The sequence below is a fragment of the Streptomyces sp. NPDC002104 genome, from assembly GCF_053593795.1.
On the sequence record NZ_JBSFDF010000008.1, the window covers coordinates 54021 to 68889 of the forward strand.

Sequence of the window (14869 nt, forward strand, 5' to 3'; positions counted from 1 at the left end):
TGCCTGCTTTCGGCAGCGGCTGGGTCAGGCCAGCGGGGAGCGGGAAGGGGTGCGGGAGCCCGGCTGTGGAGGCAGATGCGTGCCAATGGCGGGGCGGCTGCCTGCAAGGACTGAGCGGCCGAGGTCCGTGACGGACACGGGTTGACCGGCGTGCAAAGGGCGTGAGGTGTCGCGGGTGACGAGGCCGGCGTCCTCAAGGCGTTCGAAGTCGTACTGGGTGATCTTGGCCCCGGTGGCCGTCGCGACGGAGATGCGCCGGGTCATGAGGTTCTCGTGGAGCTTTGCGCCGCGGGCGATGGCGAGCAGGGCGGCGAAGTCCGGTGGCGAGATGTCGGGGCCGAGCGGCCTGGAAGGACGGGGCGCGTGCTGTTCCAGCGGTACGAGCAGGGCGAGGGCTTCGCCAAGGAGCTGGTCACGGGTCGCGACGGCTTCCTTGAGTTGGCCCAGACCCCGGTCGATCCGGCCGAGTAGGGCGCTGTCGATGTCGAACTGTCCGCTGGTCAGCCGCTGGAGCAGGACCTGGTTGAAGGTCAAGGTGGCCTGCGCATGGGCCAGGGCTCGGTGCGCGCGGACCAGCTGCGTGACGGGCTCGGTCAGCAGGTTGCTGTCGTCGAGGCGCCAGAGGGCTTCGATGGATTTCCCGGTGACGGTTTCGATGCGGTCATCGATGCCGGTCCGGCTCTGGGAGATAGGCATGAGGGTCCTGTCGGACGGGGAGGGGTGCGGCTGGCAGAGCAGGGAGTGCGAGCCGATGCCGTATTTCGAGGTGGGCTCCGACGGGGTGCTCCGCGGTGGGACCGAGCTGCCGCAGGAGCGCCAGCATCGGCCGGTTGGACCGCTCGACGTACGCGTGCAGCGTGCGGGCTCCCGCTGTCCGTGCACGGTCGGCGGCGTTGTGGATCAGGCGGGTCCCGATGCCGCGGCGGTGGTGCGAGTCGGCAACCTGAAGACCCAGGTCAACGGTGCCGGGTTCGCTCAGGACTGGCCCGACGGATACGAGCCCGACAACTGCGCCGGCCTCGGTTGCCACCCAGCAATCCGAGAGCGCCGACAACCGCTCCCAGTCGCGCTGGCAAACCTGGGTGTGACCCCAGCGGCTGTGCAGGGACTTCTCAGTGCACGCGCGGTGGAACGCTTCGATCAGTGGCCAGTCGTCTACCCCGGTCCGGCGGATCTGGAGCGGTTCGGCGTGCTGGGTGCTCAGTGCGCGCCGCTCCTCCGCGAGCACGCGGAAGCCTTCGGCTCGCAGGTGCAGCAACAGGTCGCGCGGGCGCTCAAGGCCGCCAGAAGCGCGGTCAGGAGGGCGCAGACGCAGGTTGCGCTGGTAGTGCTCGCGATGTCGGCGCTGGCGGCCGGCCGCGGGCAGGATGCGGAGATACAGGGGGCTGCGGCGGGACAGGCTCGGCTACTCAAAGGGAGAGACCTCTCGGGTGGAGGGAGACGGGAGACGTGGTGGCGGGCCGGGCAGTGGGCAGGCCTGCCGTGATGGGGTAGGGGTGGGCTGCGGTCTGCGGGGACCGCGCCCGGGCGGCGTGGGCCAGCGCGCTCAGGGGTCGGTGTTCGATGCCCAGGCGCTCGGCGACGACCTTGTAGATCTCGTACTGGGCGCGCGGCCTGAGGGCGACGACGAACACCTCGCTCCGGTGAGCCGACGCTTCCGGCGCGGGGCGCAGTCCGTAGACCATGCGCCACCGGGCCGAGTCGATGTAGATCTTCCGAAACCCGGCCAGAGTCCCGGTCAGTTCCGGTCCGTGACGCTGACCGGTGACGGCGTCCTGGAGGCGGGAGAGCGCCACATCGCGGACGTCGGCGGGCGCGGCGAGGAGGTCGTTCAGGGCCCGGGGGTCAAAGGACAGGCTGTACACGGGCTCGGCCGGGCCGGTCACGATGCCTCGGTCGGCGCGGGCGCCTTCGGCCCGGGCAGCAGCCGGTGGGAGGGCCGGCTCGGATCGGTCATGCAAGCGGAGAGCGGGCCGCCTGGGGCACGCACCGCGGCCATGGTGTGGGTGAGGAAGTCGCGGTGCCACACGGCCGGACCGGACAGGCCCGCTTCGGGCTCCATGTGCTGCTGGTAGGCCATCCACAGGGCGTGGAGCCAGCCCACGACGTCGAGGTGTTCCTGCCACTGCTGGCACCAGGGCGTCGAGGTGGTGACCTCGGCGCCGTAGACGTCGAGGAGAACGTCCTGGACCCAGTCGGTGAGGGCGTCGAGCTCGGCCTCGTACTCCTCGCCGTCGAGGGCGAGGATGAAGCGCGGCTCGGGGGGCGGTTCCGGCATCGAGCGCGAGCCCGGCATCGGCATGCCGGCGAACGGGGACATCCCCGGCAGTGGTTCGGCGGAGAGCGTGTCCAGGAGACGGGCCTGCTCGGCCGACTGATCCATCAGCCGGCGCACAGAGGCCTCCAGGTTGTCCAGCTCTGCGTCCGGCAGCCTGATCGGCTCCAACCGTCCCTGACCGGGATCGGTGGATTCAGACATGGGGATCCTCCTTGACGCCGCACAAGGCGGGAAATGTGGTGCCGATTCCAGGAGTCCGGGAATCCGCTGGTTCGGAATTCACAGGCCAGGTGGCATGTCCGACCGGGACAGGGAGTTCCCTGCCCCGGGACCCGGTCATGCGGCGAGGATGAAGTCCTCACGGGTGAGGGTCTGGTTGAGGGTTTCCGTAAGCCGGTCGGCTGCGATCCGGCTGTACTCGGCGGTCTTCTCCACGCCGATAAAGCTGCGGCCCTCCAGCAGAGCGGCGACTCCGGTGGAACCGCTGCCCGCGCAGAAGTCGAGGACGGTGCCCTTCTCGGGGCAGATCTTCACGAGCTCGCGCATGACAGAGACCGGCTTCTGCGTGATGTGCTGACGCTCCTTGCCCGAGGGCTGCGAGGCGCTGTAGAAGCCCGGCAGATAGACCTCGTTCTGGGAGCCGTCCATGGCGCCCTTGCTTCCCCAGATGACGAACTCCATGTTCTGGGTAAAGCGGCCCTTCTGGGGCCTGGCCTGCGGCTTGTGCCAACCCAGGACGCCGCGCCACAGCCAGCCGGCGGCCTGCAGGGCGTCGGTCGTGGTCGGCAGCTGCCGCCAGTCGGTGAACAGGAGCGCGGTGCCGCCCGGCTTCGTCAGGCGGTGGGCCTCGGTCATGATCTGCGTCAGCCAGAACGCGTAGGACCGCTGGTCCATGTTCTCGCCGGTGAAGTCCGGCAGAGCGTGCTTGGCGTCGTTGGAGGTGTACTTCTGCCGGGCCGTACGGGAGGTCCTCTCCTTCGCCGTCCGGCCGCCGCTGTTGTACGGCGGGTCGGTGATGATGGAGTCGACGCAGGCGTCGGGCAGGGTGGCGAGCACGCTGAGCGCATCGCCCTGGTGAAGGGAAAAGGGCAAGGGTGTACCGCGATTCTGGTTGGTGAAAGGGGAATCCCCAGCGCGACGGCGGCATCACCCGGACATCGTGGAGAGTGACGTCCGGGGGGAGCGGTGGCGGGGATATCGAAAAGGCTAGGGCACGATCCGGGAATGACGATGGCCGCTCACAGCCATTTCGGTAAGTCCGGATCGGCGCCTAGAGTTTTGGATGTCCCGACCGGCACGGCCCGGTGGGACATCCCCTTCCCTGACTTCCGTGCCGGAGGCATGCCTTGATCCACATCACCTAGACGTGTGTCGGCACCGGACGAGCGGCAACTCGACCGGATAGGCCGGCCTCCCCGATCATCTACCGCCGGCCGTGGCGTCTTTCCGCTCCTCAACGCGCCACGGCCTGGCCCTCATCCAAGGACGACTCCCATGGCACACCCATGCCCTGAGGCGGCCGATGCCGCCGCCGACCAGCCTGGCCCCGCTCTGAGGCGGCCCGATTGAAGGCACTGGCCGCCGCGATAGGCATCGTCTGCCTCTCTCCTCTCCTCCTCGCAGCCACCGCAGCCGTGGCAGCAGCGGGCTCCGCCGGACGCTCAACCACCTGCAACACAGGGTCCGACGCAGACGCGGCCGAAGTGGCCAAGGCCGTCGAGGCGATCCTCGGCACCAACGGCTCCAGCAGCCAGGACGTACGCGTCGAAGGCCTGGAGCTTCCCGCCGAACAGATCCCCCACGCGAAGACGATCGTGGCGACCGGTATCTCCCTCCACCTCCCCGAGCGCGGCCAGATCGTGGCGCTCGCCACCGCGATCCAGGAATCCCGCCTGCGGAACCTGGACTACGGCGACCGCGACAGCCTGGGCCTGTTCCAGCAGCGCCCCAGCCAGGGGTGGGGAACGCCCGAGCAGATCCGCGACCCTGTCTACGCGAGCACCAAGTTCTACAACGCGCTCCTCAAGGTGCCTGGTTGGGAGAGCCTGACCGTCACCCAGGCCGCTCAGAAGGTCCAGCTCAGCGGATTCCCCGGCGCGTATGCGCAGTGGGAGCCGCTCGCCCGGGCCCTGCAGCAGGCCATCGTCAAGGTCCTGCCCGGCGGCGGATCCACCAGCACTCCCACCCCGGGCTCACAGCCCCCGGCCACCGGCGGATGCACGGGCGGCGGGGACTTCGGGCCGATCCCCGAGGGCACGGTGCCCGAGGGGTACGAGATCCCCAAGGACGCACCGGCCAAGGTCCAGAGCGCGATCCGCTGGTCCATGGGCCAGCTCGGCACGATGTACCAGTGGGGCGGCACCTGCCTCGCCTCCCACGGCCCGGACCCGATGGGCCGATGTGACTGCTCCAGCCTGACCCAGCAGTCCTACAACGCGGCCGGCATCACCCTCACCCGCACCACGTACACACAGGTCAACGAGGGTTCCAGCATCCCGGCTTCCGCCATCAGGCCGGGCGACCTGCTGTTCACCCGCCCCGGTCCCAACGGGCCCGAGCACGTGGCCATGGCCATCGGCTCCGCTAAGGGCACGGTCCTCGCGATCGAGGCCCCGCGGACACGGAAACCGGTCCGGATCGTGACCCAGGCCAGCCTCGGCGACATCATCGCCGTCCGGCGGCTGGTACCCGCTCCCTGACCGCCTGACGGCGGTCATTCCCATCCGGCTTCTTCACCGGATTTCCAGCGACTGTGCGCTGTCGAACCCGCGCAGCCCTCGCTTCCCTCTCATCAAGCACCCCGCACGCAGTCGAACTGCCCGTGCGCGCAAGGAGTCTGCCCGCCTATGCTCTCGATCGACCGCATCATCTACCTCGCGTACGACCCGGGCATCACCCCCAAGGAAGGTGGCCTGCCCGGTCTGTCAGTCGTCAAGGACGTAGTCTCCTCCATCAATCTCTACGGGATCATCGCCGTCGTCGGCACGCTCTCGATCAGCCTGGGGGCCTGGGCCTGGGGCCACTTCACCGGCGGCCACAACAGCGAGGCCAACGGGAAGAAGGGCGCCCTGGTGTCCGCAGGCGCGGCCCTCGGCCTCGGTGCCGCCAACGGCGCCATCACCTTCTTCTCTACGCTCGGCACCCAGGTCAAGTAGTGGCGAAACGATCACGCAAGCGCGCTCGCCCCCCTATGTACAGCCACACCGGCCCCTGGCCGGCCAACAAGCGCATCACCTTCCTCGCCATCGGCCTGGCCGTCCTCCTCGCGCTGGCGGGGCTCGCCGCCTGGTGGACCGGGCGCTCCGAAACCGAGCGGCCCGCCTCCCCCAGCCCTTCCGTCACACCGCCGACCACCGCCCCCGCGCAGTCCTCGGCCGGCGGGACCGGCACGGTGGCCCCACCGGCGAAGATCTCCGACCCGCTCGCGTACGGGAAAGCAGCGGCGCAGGTGCTGTGGACGTACGACACCCGCACCACCAGTCACACCCAGCACCTCGCCGGCCTTCACCGCTGGGTCACCCAGGAGACGAAGTACGCGGACTGGCCCGGTATCCAGGCCCAGATCCCCGACCCGGTCCTGTGGACCCGGATGCACGACAACGCCCAGCACGGCGAGGCCACCGTCACCGAGTCCCGGTTCCCCAGCAGCTTCAAGCAGGCGCTGGCCGAGGATCCCGCCGCGCTGTCCACCGCGTACATCTACTTCGTCACCGTCACCGGCACGCAGCAGATCAGCTGGAACGGCGGCGGTGCCGGGGCCGAGGACCGCTCGGTCACCCTCGCCGTCCAGTGCCGCCCAGGAGCCGACTGCAGCCTCGTCGCGATCTCGCCCCGAGTCCTTCCGTGATCCGCCCCGCTCCCCGAAAGGAGCCATCCCCTCATGGGGTTCTGTGACCTGCCCATGGCGAGCAAGCTCTGCTCCGCCGCCGACTTGATCGACTTCGCCAGTGATCCCGGGAAGGCGATCACCGAAGGCATCGGGAACTGGATCGCGAAGTCGGTCGGTGAACTGGCGATGGCCTCGGCCGACCTCGCCGTCGACGGCATCACCGCCACCACAAAGATCGACCTCAACGCCACGTGGTTCAAGGACAACTACGAGACGCTGCTGCCCATCGGCCTCGTCATGCTCGTAGCGACCATGTGCGCCCAGCTGGTGCGTGCCGCGATCAAGAGGGACGGCCAGGCCCTGACCCAGGCGCTCACCGGCACCTTCGTGGGCGTGATCTTCTCGTTCAGCGCCATCGCCCTGACCACGGTCGCGATCGAAGTGGTCGATGCCCTCAGTGACGGACTCTTCGCGGCGGCCGGCACCTCCATGGAGGAGGCGGTCCGGCGCAGCATCAAGGCCTCCGTCATCGGCGGCGTGGCCGGGCTCGGCTGGATGGTGCCCGCGTTCGTCGGGATCGGCACAGCCGTCGGCGCGTTCATGTTCTGGTGCGTGATGCTGATGCGCAAGGTCGGCATCCTGGTCCTCGTCACCTTGGCCGTCTTCGCCGGTGCCGGCGGCGGCTGGGAAGTCGCACGCCGTTGGCGCCGCGGCTGGATCGAGGCGACCGCAACCCTCGTCGTCTCCAAGCTCCTGATGACCGTCATCTTCATCCTCGGCATCTCCGCGCTCGGCGACACCGAGGGCAAGGAGGGCACCCAGGCCCTGGCCGACGTCATGGCCGGCATCGTGATCATGTGCCTGGTCCTGCTGGCCCCGTACGCCACGTTCCGGTTCGTGCACTGGGCCGCCGAGGGTGCAGACGGGGAATCCCTTCACCGCGCCGGTGGTGCCGGTGCACAGGTTGCCCGTCAGCACACGGAGCAGGCGGCCCGCAAGGTCGCGACCATGGCCGCGACGGGTGGAGCCGGCGGAGCCGCGGCAGGATCCGCCGCTCCGCAGGGCCCCGACTCGCTCGCCAGCGGCGGGTTCCCCGGCGATGTCGCTTCCCAGTCCAGTGGTGGCGGCGGGCAGAAGCAGGGCTCCCAGGAGGGCGGCGGCATGTCGCCCGCGATGGGCGCGCTGACCAAGGCGGTGCAGCCTCCGCCGACCAGCCCGCAGCAGGACACCAGCGGACAGCCCGGCGGCCCCTCCGGTCAGCCGTCCGGCGACGGTTCCCCCGCCAGCCCCGACTCGGGCGGCGCGCAGTGGTCAGGCCGCGGCACCGGTTCCCCGCCGCCACAGGGAGCCTCCCCGTCGGCCGACGCAGGCCAGGCAACCGGACCGGCGGCCCCGACGCCGCCGCCCGCCGGCAACTGATCACCATCCGCTGACGGCAGGAAGCCCCGTGGGACGCGCCGCGCCCGCTCCGGCGCGTCCCACGGACCCACCCCGGCCTCCCGCCCGTACCTGAACGGCCCTTCCCTTGTCAGACCTGACGCTCTCCCCCATGACGGTGAAGTTCCCCATCCGCTCCCGTCGCGGCATCCTCCTCGGCCTCACACTGCCCCAGCTGGTCCTCGTCTCGATCACCCTCGCGCTGCTCCTCGCGACCGTCGTGTCCTCCGGCCTGCTCGGGGCGCTCGCCCTGACCCCGCTCTGGGCCGCCATCGCCACCCTCACCTTCGTACGCCGCCATGGCCGGTCCCTGATCGACTGGGCGCCGATCATCGTCCGCTACGTGCACCGTCGCCGTACCGGGCAGACCATGTGGCTGGCCCGCGCGGTCTCCCGGCCCCGCGTGGACGGGCTGCTCCACCTCCCGGGCACCACCGCGTCGCTGCGCGTCGTCACACCGGACGGCTCCCAGGCCGCCGCCGTCCACGACCCCCAGCAGCAGACCCTGACCGCGGTCGCCCGCGTCAGCTCCAGGGCCTTCGCGCTCCTCGACCCGGGCACCCAGAACGCGAACGTCGCCAACTGGGGCCGGGCGCTGGCGAGCATCGCCCGCACCGGGCACGTCGCCACCGTCCAGGTCCTGGAGCGCACGGTGCCCGACTCCGGAGACGGGCTGGCCCGTCACTGGGCCCAGCACGGCAACGCCCAGACCCCCGTCGCCGGCCAGGTGTACTCGGAACTGCTGGCATCCGCCGGACCGGCCGCCGCACCGCACGAGGCGTACATCGCGATCTCCCTGGACCTCAGGGCAGCCAAGCGCCTCATCTCCCAGGCCGGCGGCGGCCTCGCGGGAGCCTTCACCGTCATGGCCACGACCACGAGCTCGGTCTCCCAGGCCGCCCGTTCCTCCGGCCTGACCGTCACCGGTTGGCTGACCGCCCGCGAGATCTCGGCCGTGATCCGCACCGCGTACGACCCGAAGGCCATGTCCGCCCTGCAGCAGTGGTCTCCCAACGGCCGCGCCGAGGCCGACCCGGCCGCCGCCGGTCCCGTGGTCCAGATCGAGGAGAGCGACCGGCTCGCCACCGACTCCGCCCGCCACGCCACCTACTGGGTGGAGTCCTGGCCGCGGACCGAGACCGGCGCCGGCTTCCTCCACGGCCTCCTCTTCAGCGCCGGAGTCCGGCGCAGCTTCTCCCTCATATACGCGCCGCAGGCCCTGACGGCCGCCCTGCGCGATGTCCAGCGCCGCAAGGCGACGATCATCGCCGACGTCGCCGAGCGCCGCCGCAAGGGCATGGTCGACAGCGAAGAGGACAACGTCGAGTACACCGACGTCAAAACCCGTGAGCGTCAGCTGATCGCCGGCCACGCCGACGTCGCCCTCACCGGCCTGATCACCGTCAGCGCCGAGACCGACACCCTCCTCGACGCGGCCTGCGCACAGATCGAAACCGCCGCCGTCACCGCCCAAGTCGACCTGCGCCGCCTCCTGTTCCAGCAGCCCGACGCCTTCGCCCTCGCCGCGCTGCCTCTGGCCCGCGCCGCCCTCTAGTGGCACCGCACCATCCCTGCCCCGCAGGAAGGACTCCGTGACACCCCCCACCCCACTCCCCGACTCACACCCCTACCTGCGCGCCGCCACCGCCGGTATCCGCCACCACACCCGCGGCCTCAACCCCGGTGCACCGACGCCCGCCGACCGGGTCCACCTCGACACGGTCCACGCCCACCTCACCGCGCTCCACCACCTCCTCGACCAGCTCACCGACACCACCCGCACCACCTGGCCGACCGCCGGCCGTCACCTCGCCGGCGCCCACACCCGCCTGTGGCAGGCCGCAGCCGAAGTCCACGACGCCTTCCACACCCTCCCGGGGACAGCCACCACAGCACCCGGAGCTGCTCAGGAGTGCGATCCGCACCGGCTTCCCGAAGGCCCGCCCGTACTGACCATCTGCCAGCGCCACCTCACCGCCGGCCACGCCATCCGCCGCAAGACCACCCCCGCCGACCTGCGCGGCCACGTCACCCACTGCGGGCGATGAACACCCCCACCCTCACGAGATCAGGCCGCCACCGATGACCCACCGGCCCGAACGCTGCGCCCGACGCGCCAGCGCATCCCCCCTGTTCACCCCCCACGGCACCGACCGCGCCACCCGCCGGGCCGCACGGCGCCAGCTCGCCGAAGCCCAGGCCAAGGCCCGCGAGACGGCCGCCTCGCTCCCCGGCGGACATCTGCCGGCCGAAGCTGAGATGCCGCTGCCGCTGTACCCGCCCTCTGGTCGGCCCGGCCCCGCCTCCGCCCGCGGCAACAAGCTTCGGCTTCCCGCACACCGCATGACCACCGCCACCGCGAGCGGCGCGTACCCCTTCCTCGCCGAGGGCGGGCTCGGCGCGGACGGCGTCTACATCGGCCGCGACGTGCATGCTGAGGCGTCCTTCACCTTCGACCCCTTCTCCCTGTACGGGAAGATCGAGGGGTTCACCAACCCGAACGTGCTGCTCGCCGGCGTGATCGGCCAGGGCAAGAGCGCCCTCGCGAAGTCCTTCGCGCTCCGCAGCGTCGCCTTCGGGTACAAGGTGTACGTCCCCTGCGACCCGAAGGGCGAGTGGACCCCGGTCGCCACCGCCCTCGGCGGGACCTCCATCGCCCTCGGCCCGGGCCTGCCCGGCAAGCTGAACCCGCTCGACGCCGCGCCCCGCCCGAACAGCGTCACGGAAGCGGACTGGGCAGGCGAGATCCGCAAGCGGCGGCTCCTGCTCCTCGGCTCCCTGGCCCGCACCGTCCTCGGGCGCGATCTCCAGCCGATGGAACACACCGCGCTGGACGTCGCCCTCGACGCCGTCGTCCAGGCCGCCACCGCGGCCGGGCGCACTCCGCTGCTCGGCGACATCGCCCACACCCTGAACCAGCCCAACCTCCTCGACCAGGCCGCTGGCACCATGTCCGGCCACCTCGGCGACGCCGCCCGCGACCTCGCGCACGCACTGCGACGCATGGTGCACGGAGACCTGAGCGGCATGTTCGACGCCCAGTCGACCATCCGCTTCGACCCCAACAGCCCGATGCTCACCATCGACCTCTCACGGCTGGGCGGATCCGGCGACGACACTGCCCTCGTCCTGGCGATGACCTGCGCATCGGCCTGGATGGAGTCCGCGCTGACCGACCCGCGCGGCGGCCGGCGCTGGGTCGTCTACGACGAGGCCTGGAGACTCATGAGGCACGCCGGCCTCCTGGAGCGCATGCAGGCCCAATGGAAGCTGAGCCGCGGCCTTGGCATCGCCAACTTGATGGTCATCCACCGGCTTTCCGACCTGCTCACCGCAGGCGACGTCGGCTCACGAGGCCGCGCACTCGCCGAAGGCCTCCTCGCCGACTGCTCCACCCGAATCATCTACCGCCAGGAGAACGACCAGCTCGCCGCAGCCGCCGGACTCCTCGGCCTCACCAGCGTCGAGACGCAGGCCATCTCCCACCTGAACCGGGGCCGCGGACTGTGGCGGGTCGCAGGACGGTCCTTCATCGTCCAGCACCTCCTACACCCCCACGAAGCCGCCCTCTTCGACACAGATGCCCGGATGCACTAGTGCCTCGACCAGAAACATTGGCTTTGTAGTCCTGTCGGCTTGACCTGGCCACTTACAGGCGGGTCGTGAGGCCTGCCACCGGAGGTGGTGCTGGTGGCGCGTCAGCCCGAGGTGTTCGTGTGTTCACTGGAGCCGGAAGAGGCCCAGCCGCTGGTTGAAGATCACGCGCATGGCGAGGAAGCAGGTTCGGTCACGTAGGGCGGGGATCGTGCTGGCCGCGGCGCAGGGGTGCAGCGCCACGGACGCGGCGGGAATGTTCGCGGCCACTGCACAGGACGTGCGGGAGCTGATCCACGCGTTCGATGAGCAGGGGTTCTGTCTCCAAGATCCGCCGACCCGATTACCTACCCAACGTTGCTTGAGGCGGCACTGGCTGTGGCGACCGGAAGTCTGCCAGACCGTACGTCGGAGCCACAGGACGCCTGGCCACCGCTGCACGAAACGTGGGCGGATGTTGTCCAGGCCTCGCGTGCTATCGATAGCACGCCCAGCCTCGCGCGTGGTTCTGCTCAAGTACCGCATACGCCCCCGGGCCGTACTGCAACCTACAGGCGTGGTTGAGATCCATTTCTCGCACGCGGTAGGTCGCCCAGCCAAAGGGCGCGCCCATCCACATCGAGTCCACGCAGCGCCATCCCCTCGCGTGGTTCTCAACCAAGCGGGCGACGCTGCCGTCCCCCGGAGCGACTGTTCTCTGACAGTAGGAGCCCAGGTCGATGCCGCCGAGGCGGGTGGCCGCCGAGGCCGACGGAGCCATGACGGCCAATCCTGACGTGACTATGCCCGTGACCGCCGCTGCCCTCAACCAATTCCGTAGACCCATGTCAGCCACTCCTGTCGCCTCAACGTCCCGCCCCTTCGCGGACCGAGAGCAAGTCTGCCCCTCGGTAGGCACGGACTGGAAGCAGAACACCTGTCCTACAACTGTCCACAGCGTGTCCCCCGGACGCCACGACGCACCCACCGGTGAACGTGTCGAACAACCCGTCACAGGGAGGAATCGACACTGGCCGTGCGGGGCACTGCGCGTCCGTGTCGATGCCGGCACCAACGTGGTGACCGACAAGCGGAATCGGCTCGTGAAGCACGCTCCGGCCGAACCCGGTCCCTGATCGACCGCGCGACCTTGACCAACCGGTTCGCCTGCTCCGGTTGTAACGGCAGCACGAACAGTCAAGGTTGACGACCCACCAGCAACATCTCCGCCAGCAGCGGTCAACCCAACACGATTACCACCCCAACCTTTCGTGGCGCGTCTCTAGCTACCCAACCACTCCACCAACTCAAGGAACCAAATCATCGAATTCCACCCCACCGCCGCTTTCTTCCCCATGCTCGATGAGGACGAACTCCACGCGCCCGCTGAGGACATCCGCCAGATCGTTCGGCAGCGATGACTCCCCCCGAACATCCGCACCCATTGGCCCCGCTGCCGGAACATCGCAACACCGAGCACCCCGAGTGGCAGGAGGCGTGGGTGAACAGTGCCTACCTGACGACCCCGCTCCGCGCTCGCGGCATGATCTGCGACGTGCAGCAGGGTCTCCAGTACGGACTCGTCTACGCCTATCCGCCTGGCCACGACTCAGTTTTCATCATCGGACCCGAGGACGGCGGCTGGCTGGTGACCCACCAGGCACCCGCAGAGGACTGGTCCGACCTCTCCGTCGTCTACGACTCCCGTGCTGGGAGCACACCGCCCGCAGGCCCTGATGCAGAGCACGGCCACCAGCTCGCTCCCCTGCTTGCCGCCGTCGACGCTCATGTCGCCCGTCTTCGCGCGCCAGCGGCCCCCATCTCGGCGGTGCCCCGGCAAGTAGGGCCGCCTGCAGGCCGCCCGACGCACACCCGCTGACCAGATCCGATCGGATGACCATGGACCGACCCTCCGGGCTGAGTGACGCCGACTGGGCGGACTACCGCGAAGCCGCCCGTGATGACGCACTCGTCCAAAGCGAACTCGCTGATCGCGAAGCCCAGATCGAGAATGGGCTCCTCAGCCCCCATGAGGAGTACGACTTCACCTGGGAGCAGGCAACCGACCACACCTGGCCCCGCGGCCTCGACAACCTCGTATACAGGTTCGAGCAGGCCACGCAGAGCATCGTCCTGCTGGACGCTTCCGACCAGGTACCCAGCGCTCACCTGAAGCCCCAGCTGTATCAGCAGGTGCGCCAGGCGCAAGAACTCGCCCGTGCCACCAACTCAGTGCTCGACGAGGCGACGAGGCCCGACCAGCTGCCGACGGTCCGAGGTATCACCGCGCTCGCTCACCTTGCTTCCGCCGCCGCCCTGAGTGCCGCTGCTGTTCGCAGCCTGGCACAGGCTCTCAGGAGCGAGGTTGAACCCTCCAGCAATTCCCGGCACCACGAGCAATGGCATCTGGCGCTCGCCCATGCCGAAGCTCGCCAAGACCTACGCCGGGCCGGCGAGGCCATCTGCTCCGCCAAGGCGCTGATCGCCCCGCCTCCGCCTGCCGGCGGCATTAGGCGGGCAACCGCAGTCGCACAACTCCCCGCTCCTGGGCCTCCTCCTCGTATCCGGCGCTGACCCAGGACAACCAGATCGAGAGGCCCCCTTCCGTGCACCACCCCGCCAGCATCCGCGTTGGCCTGCACACACCAGGCCCGCTGGACCGAGGCTCCAAGACGTTGCTCCAACGGCTGCTGTGGGGCCGCGGGTTCGTCTACTCGCCGCGCTACAACGGCTACGTGGCCCCGGGGGTACTCCCCGCCGAGCAGCAGGTCCTCCTTGTCCATGAAGCCGTACACGCCGTGGCCGCCCTCGGCTATCCGGTAGCGCACTTCCACCATCCAGTGGCCGGCGGATGACAAGTCCGGGCAAGGAGCAACCTCGGGACGCCTCGACCACGTACGGCCCCCCTGTCCCAGTTCTCCCAGCAGGTGGCCTCCCGTCTGGGTGCCGGATGGAGCGCAACGGCCCGTCGAAGCCCTTACTCCACAGGGCCGAGGGGCTGGGATCCGGCCGAGAAGCGCTCCTGGGACAGGGAGGAAGGCGTCCTGTGGAGGGCCCTGCGCCGCGCTGAGGATGGCGAGCGGGCCGTGCTGACCCATCCCCACGGCTTTCAGCTCTACCTGATGGAGAGGCCCGGGCGGCCGCGGGAGGTTCTCGTGGCCGGATTGCTCCCCGTCGGCATCAACTCGCACGGCATGACCGAGGGCCCGGCCGCGATTTCCGTACCGAGGGACCCGGTGCGGGCCGCCGCCGTCATGCGCCACCGCAGGTTCCTGTGGCACTACCGGGTTGCCGCTGCGCGAGTGTCGCGGGAGACGCGGTTCGGGGAGGTGAACAGCGTCGTGTTCGGCCGGGACCTCGACGGCACCCCCCTGATCAACGTGCTGTCGCAGCACGCGGCGCGACTCCTGCTGCAGCACGGCTCACCCTGGCTGCTGGATCCGGAGTCCGGCCTGTGCCGCCCTCGGGACCCCGCCGGCGACCGCAAGAACCTCGTCGGCTCCGCCACGACTCTCCTGCGCGCCTACGGCTACGCGATCACGCTCACCTCGGCACATCCATGGGAGTACGCCTTCCGGCCTCCCACCAAGCCCGTCCCGTCTCCCGCACCGCTCCTGCCACCCGGCAGGACCGCCGGTCCGACCCGCTGACCAGACGGCGCCCTTCCCCCCCCTCGATCCATGCCCCGCCACGAGCGAGCCACCTTCACCTGGAGTCACCCTGGCAACCCGATCCACCATCGCCCGCCCCAC

The 14869-nt window shown here is 69.9% G+C and carries 16 protein-coding genes; 10 read left to right on the top strand and 6 right to left on the bottom strand.

Annotated features, from left to right (window positions below):
- Positions 1-24 precede the first annotated feature (24 nt).
- From ACWCP2_RS09695 to ACWCP2_RS09715, 5 genes are all read right to left on the bottom strand, one after another.
- Positions 25-696 (bottom strand): hypothetical protein, encoded by a 672-nt coding sequence (locus ACWCP2_RS09695; RefSeq protein WP_450908034.1) that lies wholly within the window; start codon positions 694-696, stop codon positions 25-27.
- On the bottom strand, positions 662-1228 hold the full coding sequence (locus tag ACWCP2_RS09700; RefSeq protein ID WP_450908035.1) for an N-acetyltransferase family protein: 567 nt from the start codon (positions 1226-1228) through the stop codon (positions 662-664). Before ACWCP2_RS09700 ends, ACWCP2_RS09695 begins: the two co-directional genes overlap by 35 nt.
- A gap of 181 nt (positions 1229-1409) precedes the next feature.
- On the bottom strand, positions 1410-1886 hold the full coding sequence (locus tag ACWCP2_RS09705; RefSeq protein ID WP_450908036.1) for a hypothetical protein: 477 nt from the start codon (positions 1884-1886) through the stop codon (positions 1410-1412).
- Positions 1883-2479, bottom strand: a complete 597-nt coding sequence (locus ACWCP2_RS09710) for a DUF4913 domain-containing protein (protein ID WP_450908037.1) — start codon at positions 2477-2479, stop codon at positions 1883-1885. The genes ACWCP2_RS09705 and ACWCP2_RS09710 overlap by 4 nt, the downstream gene beginning before the upstream one ends.
- A 135-nt stretch (positions 2480-2614) precedes the next feature.
- Positions 2615-3370, bottom strand: a complete 756-nt coding sequence (locus tag ACWCP2_RS09715) for a DNA-methyltransferase (protein ID WP_450908038.1) — start codon at positions 3368-3370, stop codon at positions 2615-2617.
- Positions 3371-3843: 473 nt separating this feature from the next.
- On the opposite strand from ACWCP2_RS09715, the gene ACWCP2_RS09720 reads away from it, so the two are divergent.
- From ACWCP2_RS09720 to ACWCP2_RS09750, 7 genes are all read left to right on the top strand, one after another.
- Entirely contained in the window at positions 3844-4977 is a 1134-nt protein-coding gene (locus ACWCP2_RS09720; RefSeq protein ID WP_450908039.1) for a C40 family peptidase, read from the top strand.
- Positions 4978-5124: 147 nt separating this feature from the next.
- On the top strand, positions 5125-5433 hold the full coding sequence (locus ACWCP2_RS09725; RefSeq protein ID WP_450908040.1) for a DUF6112 family protein: 309 nt from the start codon (positions 5125-5127) through the stop codon (positions 5431-5433).
- 35 nt (positions 5434-5468) lie between these two features.
- A complete protein-coding gene (locus ACWCP2_RS09730) occupies positions 5469-6125 on the top strand; it encodes a hypothetical protein (RefSeq protein WP_450908041.1) in 657 nt (218 codons plus the stop codon).
- A gap of 33 nt (positions 6126-6158) precedes the next feature.
- Positions 6159-7526: an SCO6881 family protein gene (locus tag ACWCP2_RS09735; RefSeq protein WP_351384494.1), complete on the top strand. Its 1368-nt coding sequence runs from the start codon at positions 6159-6161 to the stop codon at positions 7524-7526.
- Between the two features lie 130 nt (positions 7527-7656).
- On the top strand, positions 7657-9099 hold the full coding sequence (locus ACWCP2_RS09740; RefSeq protein ID WP_450908042.1) for an SCO6880 family protein: 1443 nt from the start codon (positions 7657-7659) through the stop codon (positions 9097-9099).
- Positions 9100-9136: 37 nt separating this feature from the next.
- Complete coding sequence (locus ACWCP2_RS09745; RefSeq protein ID WP_450908043.1) at positions 9137-9592, top strand: DUF6238 family protein; 456 nt, start codon at positions 9137-9139, stop codon at positions 9590-9592.
- Between the two features lie 34 nt (positions 9593-9626).
- Positions 9627-11141 (top strand): ATP-binding protein, encoded by a 1515-nt coding sequence (locus ACWCP2_RS09750; RefSeq protein ID WP_450908044.1) that lies wholly within the window; start codon positions 9627-9629, stop codon positions 11139-11141.
- Between the two features lie 123 nt (positions 11142-11264).
- Here ACWCP2_RS09750 and ACWCP2_RS09755 read toward each other — a convergent pair whose 3' ends face one another.
- Positions 11265-11408, bottom strand: a complete 144-nt coding sequence (locus ACWCP2_RS09755; protein WP_450908045.1) for a hypothetical protein — start codon at positions 11406-11408, stop codon at positions 11265-11267.
- 1602 nt (positions 11409-13010) lie between these two features.
- Here ACWCP2_RS09755 and ACWCP2_RS09760 point away from each other — a divergent pair.
- The 3 genes from ACWCP2_RS09760 (at position 13011) to ACWCP2_RS09770 (ending at position 14767) form a co-directional block, all read left to right on the top strand.
- Positions 13011-13691: a hypothetical protein gene (locus ACWCP2_RS09760; protein ID WP_450908046.1), complete on the top strand. Its 681-nt coding sequence runs from the start codon at positions 13011-13013 to the stop codon at positions 13689-13691.
- Positions 13692-13792: 101 nt separating this feature from the next.
- Positions 13793-13972, top strand: a complete 180-nt coding sequence (locus ACWCP2_RS09765) for a hypothetical protein (protein WP_450908047.1) — start codon at positions 13793-13795, stop codon at positions 13970-13972.
- A gap of 300 nt (positions 13973-14272) precedes the next feature.
- Positions 14273-14767 carry a hypothetical protein gene (locus ACWCP2_RS09770; RefSeq protein ID WP_450908048.1) on the top strand — a complete coding sequence of 165 codons (495 nt, stop codon included), beginning with the start codon at positions 14273-14275 and terminating at the stop codon, positions 14765-14767.
- The last annotated feature ends 102 nt before the right edge of the window (positions 14768-14869 follow it).

Bases quoted from the DNA above. Each gene is read 5' to 3' on its own strand.
- ACWCP2_RS09740 (WP_450908042.1), top strand. From the start codon at position 7,657: ATGACGGTGAAGTTCCCCATCCGCTCCCGTCGCGGCATCCTCCTCGGC.
- ACWCP2_RS09725 (WP_450908040.1), top strand. From the start codon at position 5,125: ATGCTCTCGATCGACCGCATCATCTACCTCGCGTACGACCCGGGCATC.
- ACWCP2_RS09710 (WP_450908037.1), bottom strand. From the start codon at position 2,479: ATGTCTGAATCCACCGATCCCGGTCAGGGACGGTTGGAGCCGATCAGG.
- ACWCP2_RS09695 (WP_450908034.1), bottom strand. From the start codon at position 696: ATGCCTATCTCCCAGAGCCGGACCGGCATCGATGACCGCATCGAAACC.
- ACWCP2_RS09760 (WP_450908046.1), top strand. From the start codon at position 13,011: ATGACCATGGACCGACCCTCCGGGCTGAGTGACGCCGACTGGGCGGAC.
- ACWCP2_RS09735 (WP_351384494.1), top strand. From the start codon at position 6,159: ATGGGGTTCTGTGACCTGCCCATGGCGAGCAAGCTCTGCTCCGCCGCC.
- ACWCP2_RS09750 (WP_450908044.1), top strand. From the start codon at position 9,627: ATGACCCACCGGCCCGAACGCTGCGCCCGACGCGCCAGCGCATCCCCC.
- ACWCP2_RS09730 (WP_450908041.1), top strand. From the start codon at position 5,469: ATGTACAGCCACACCGGCCCCTGGCCGGCCAACAAGCGCATCACCTTC.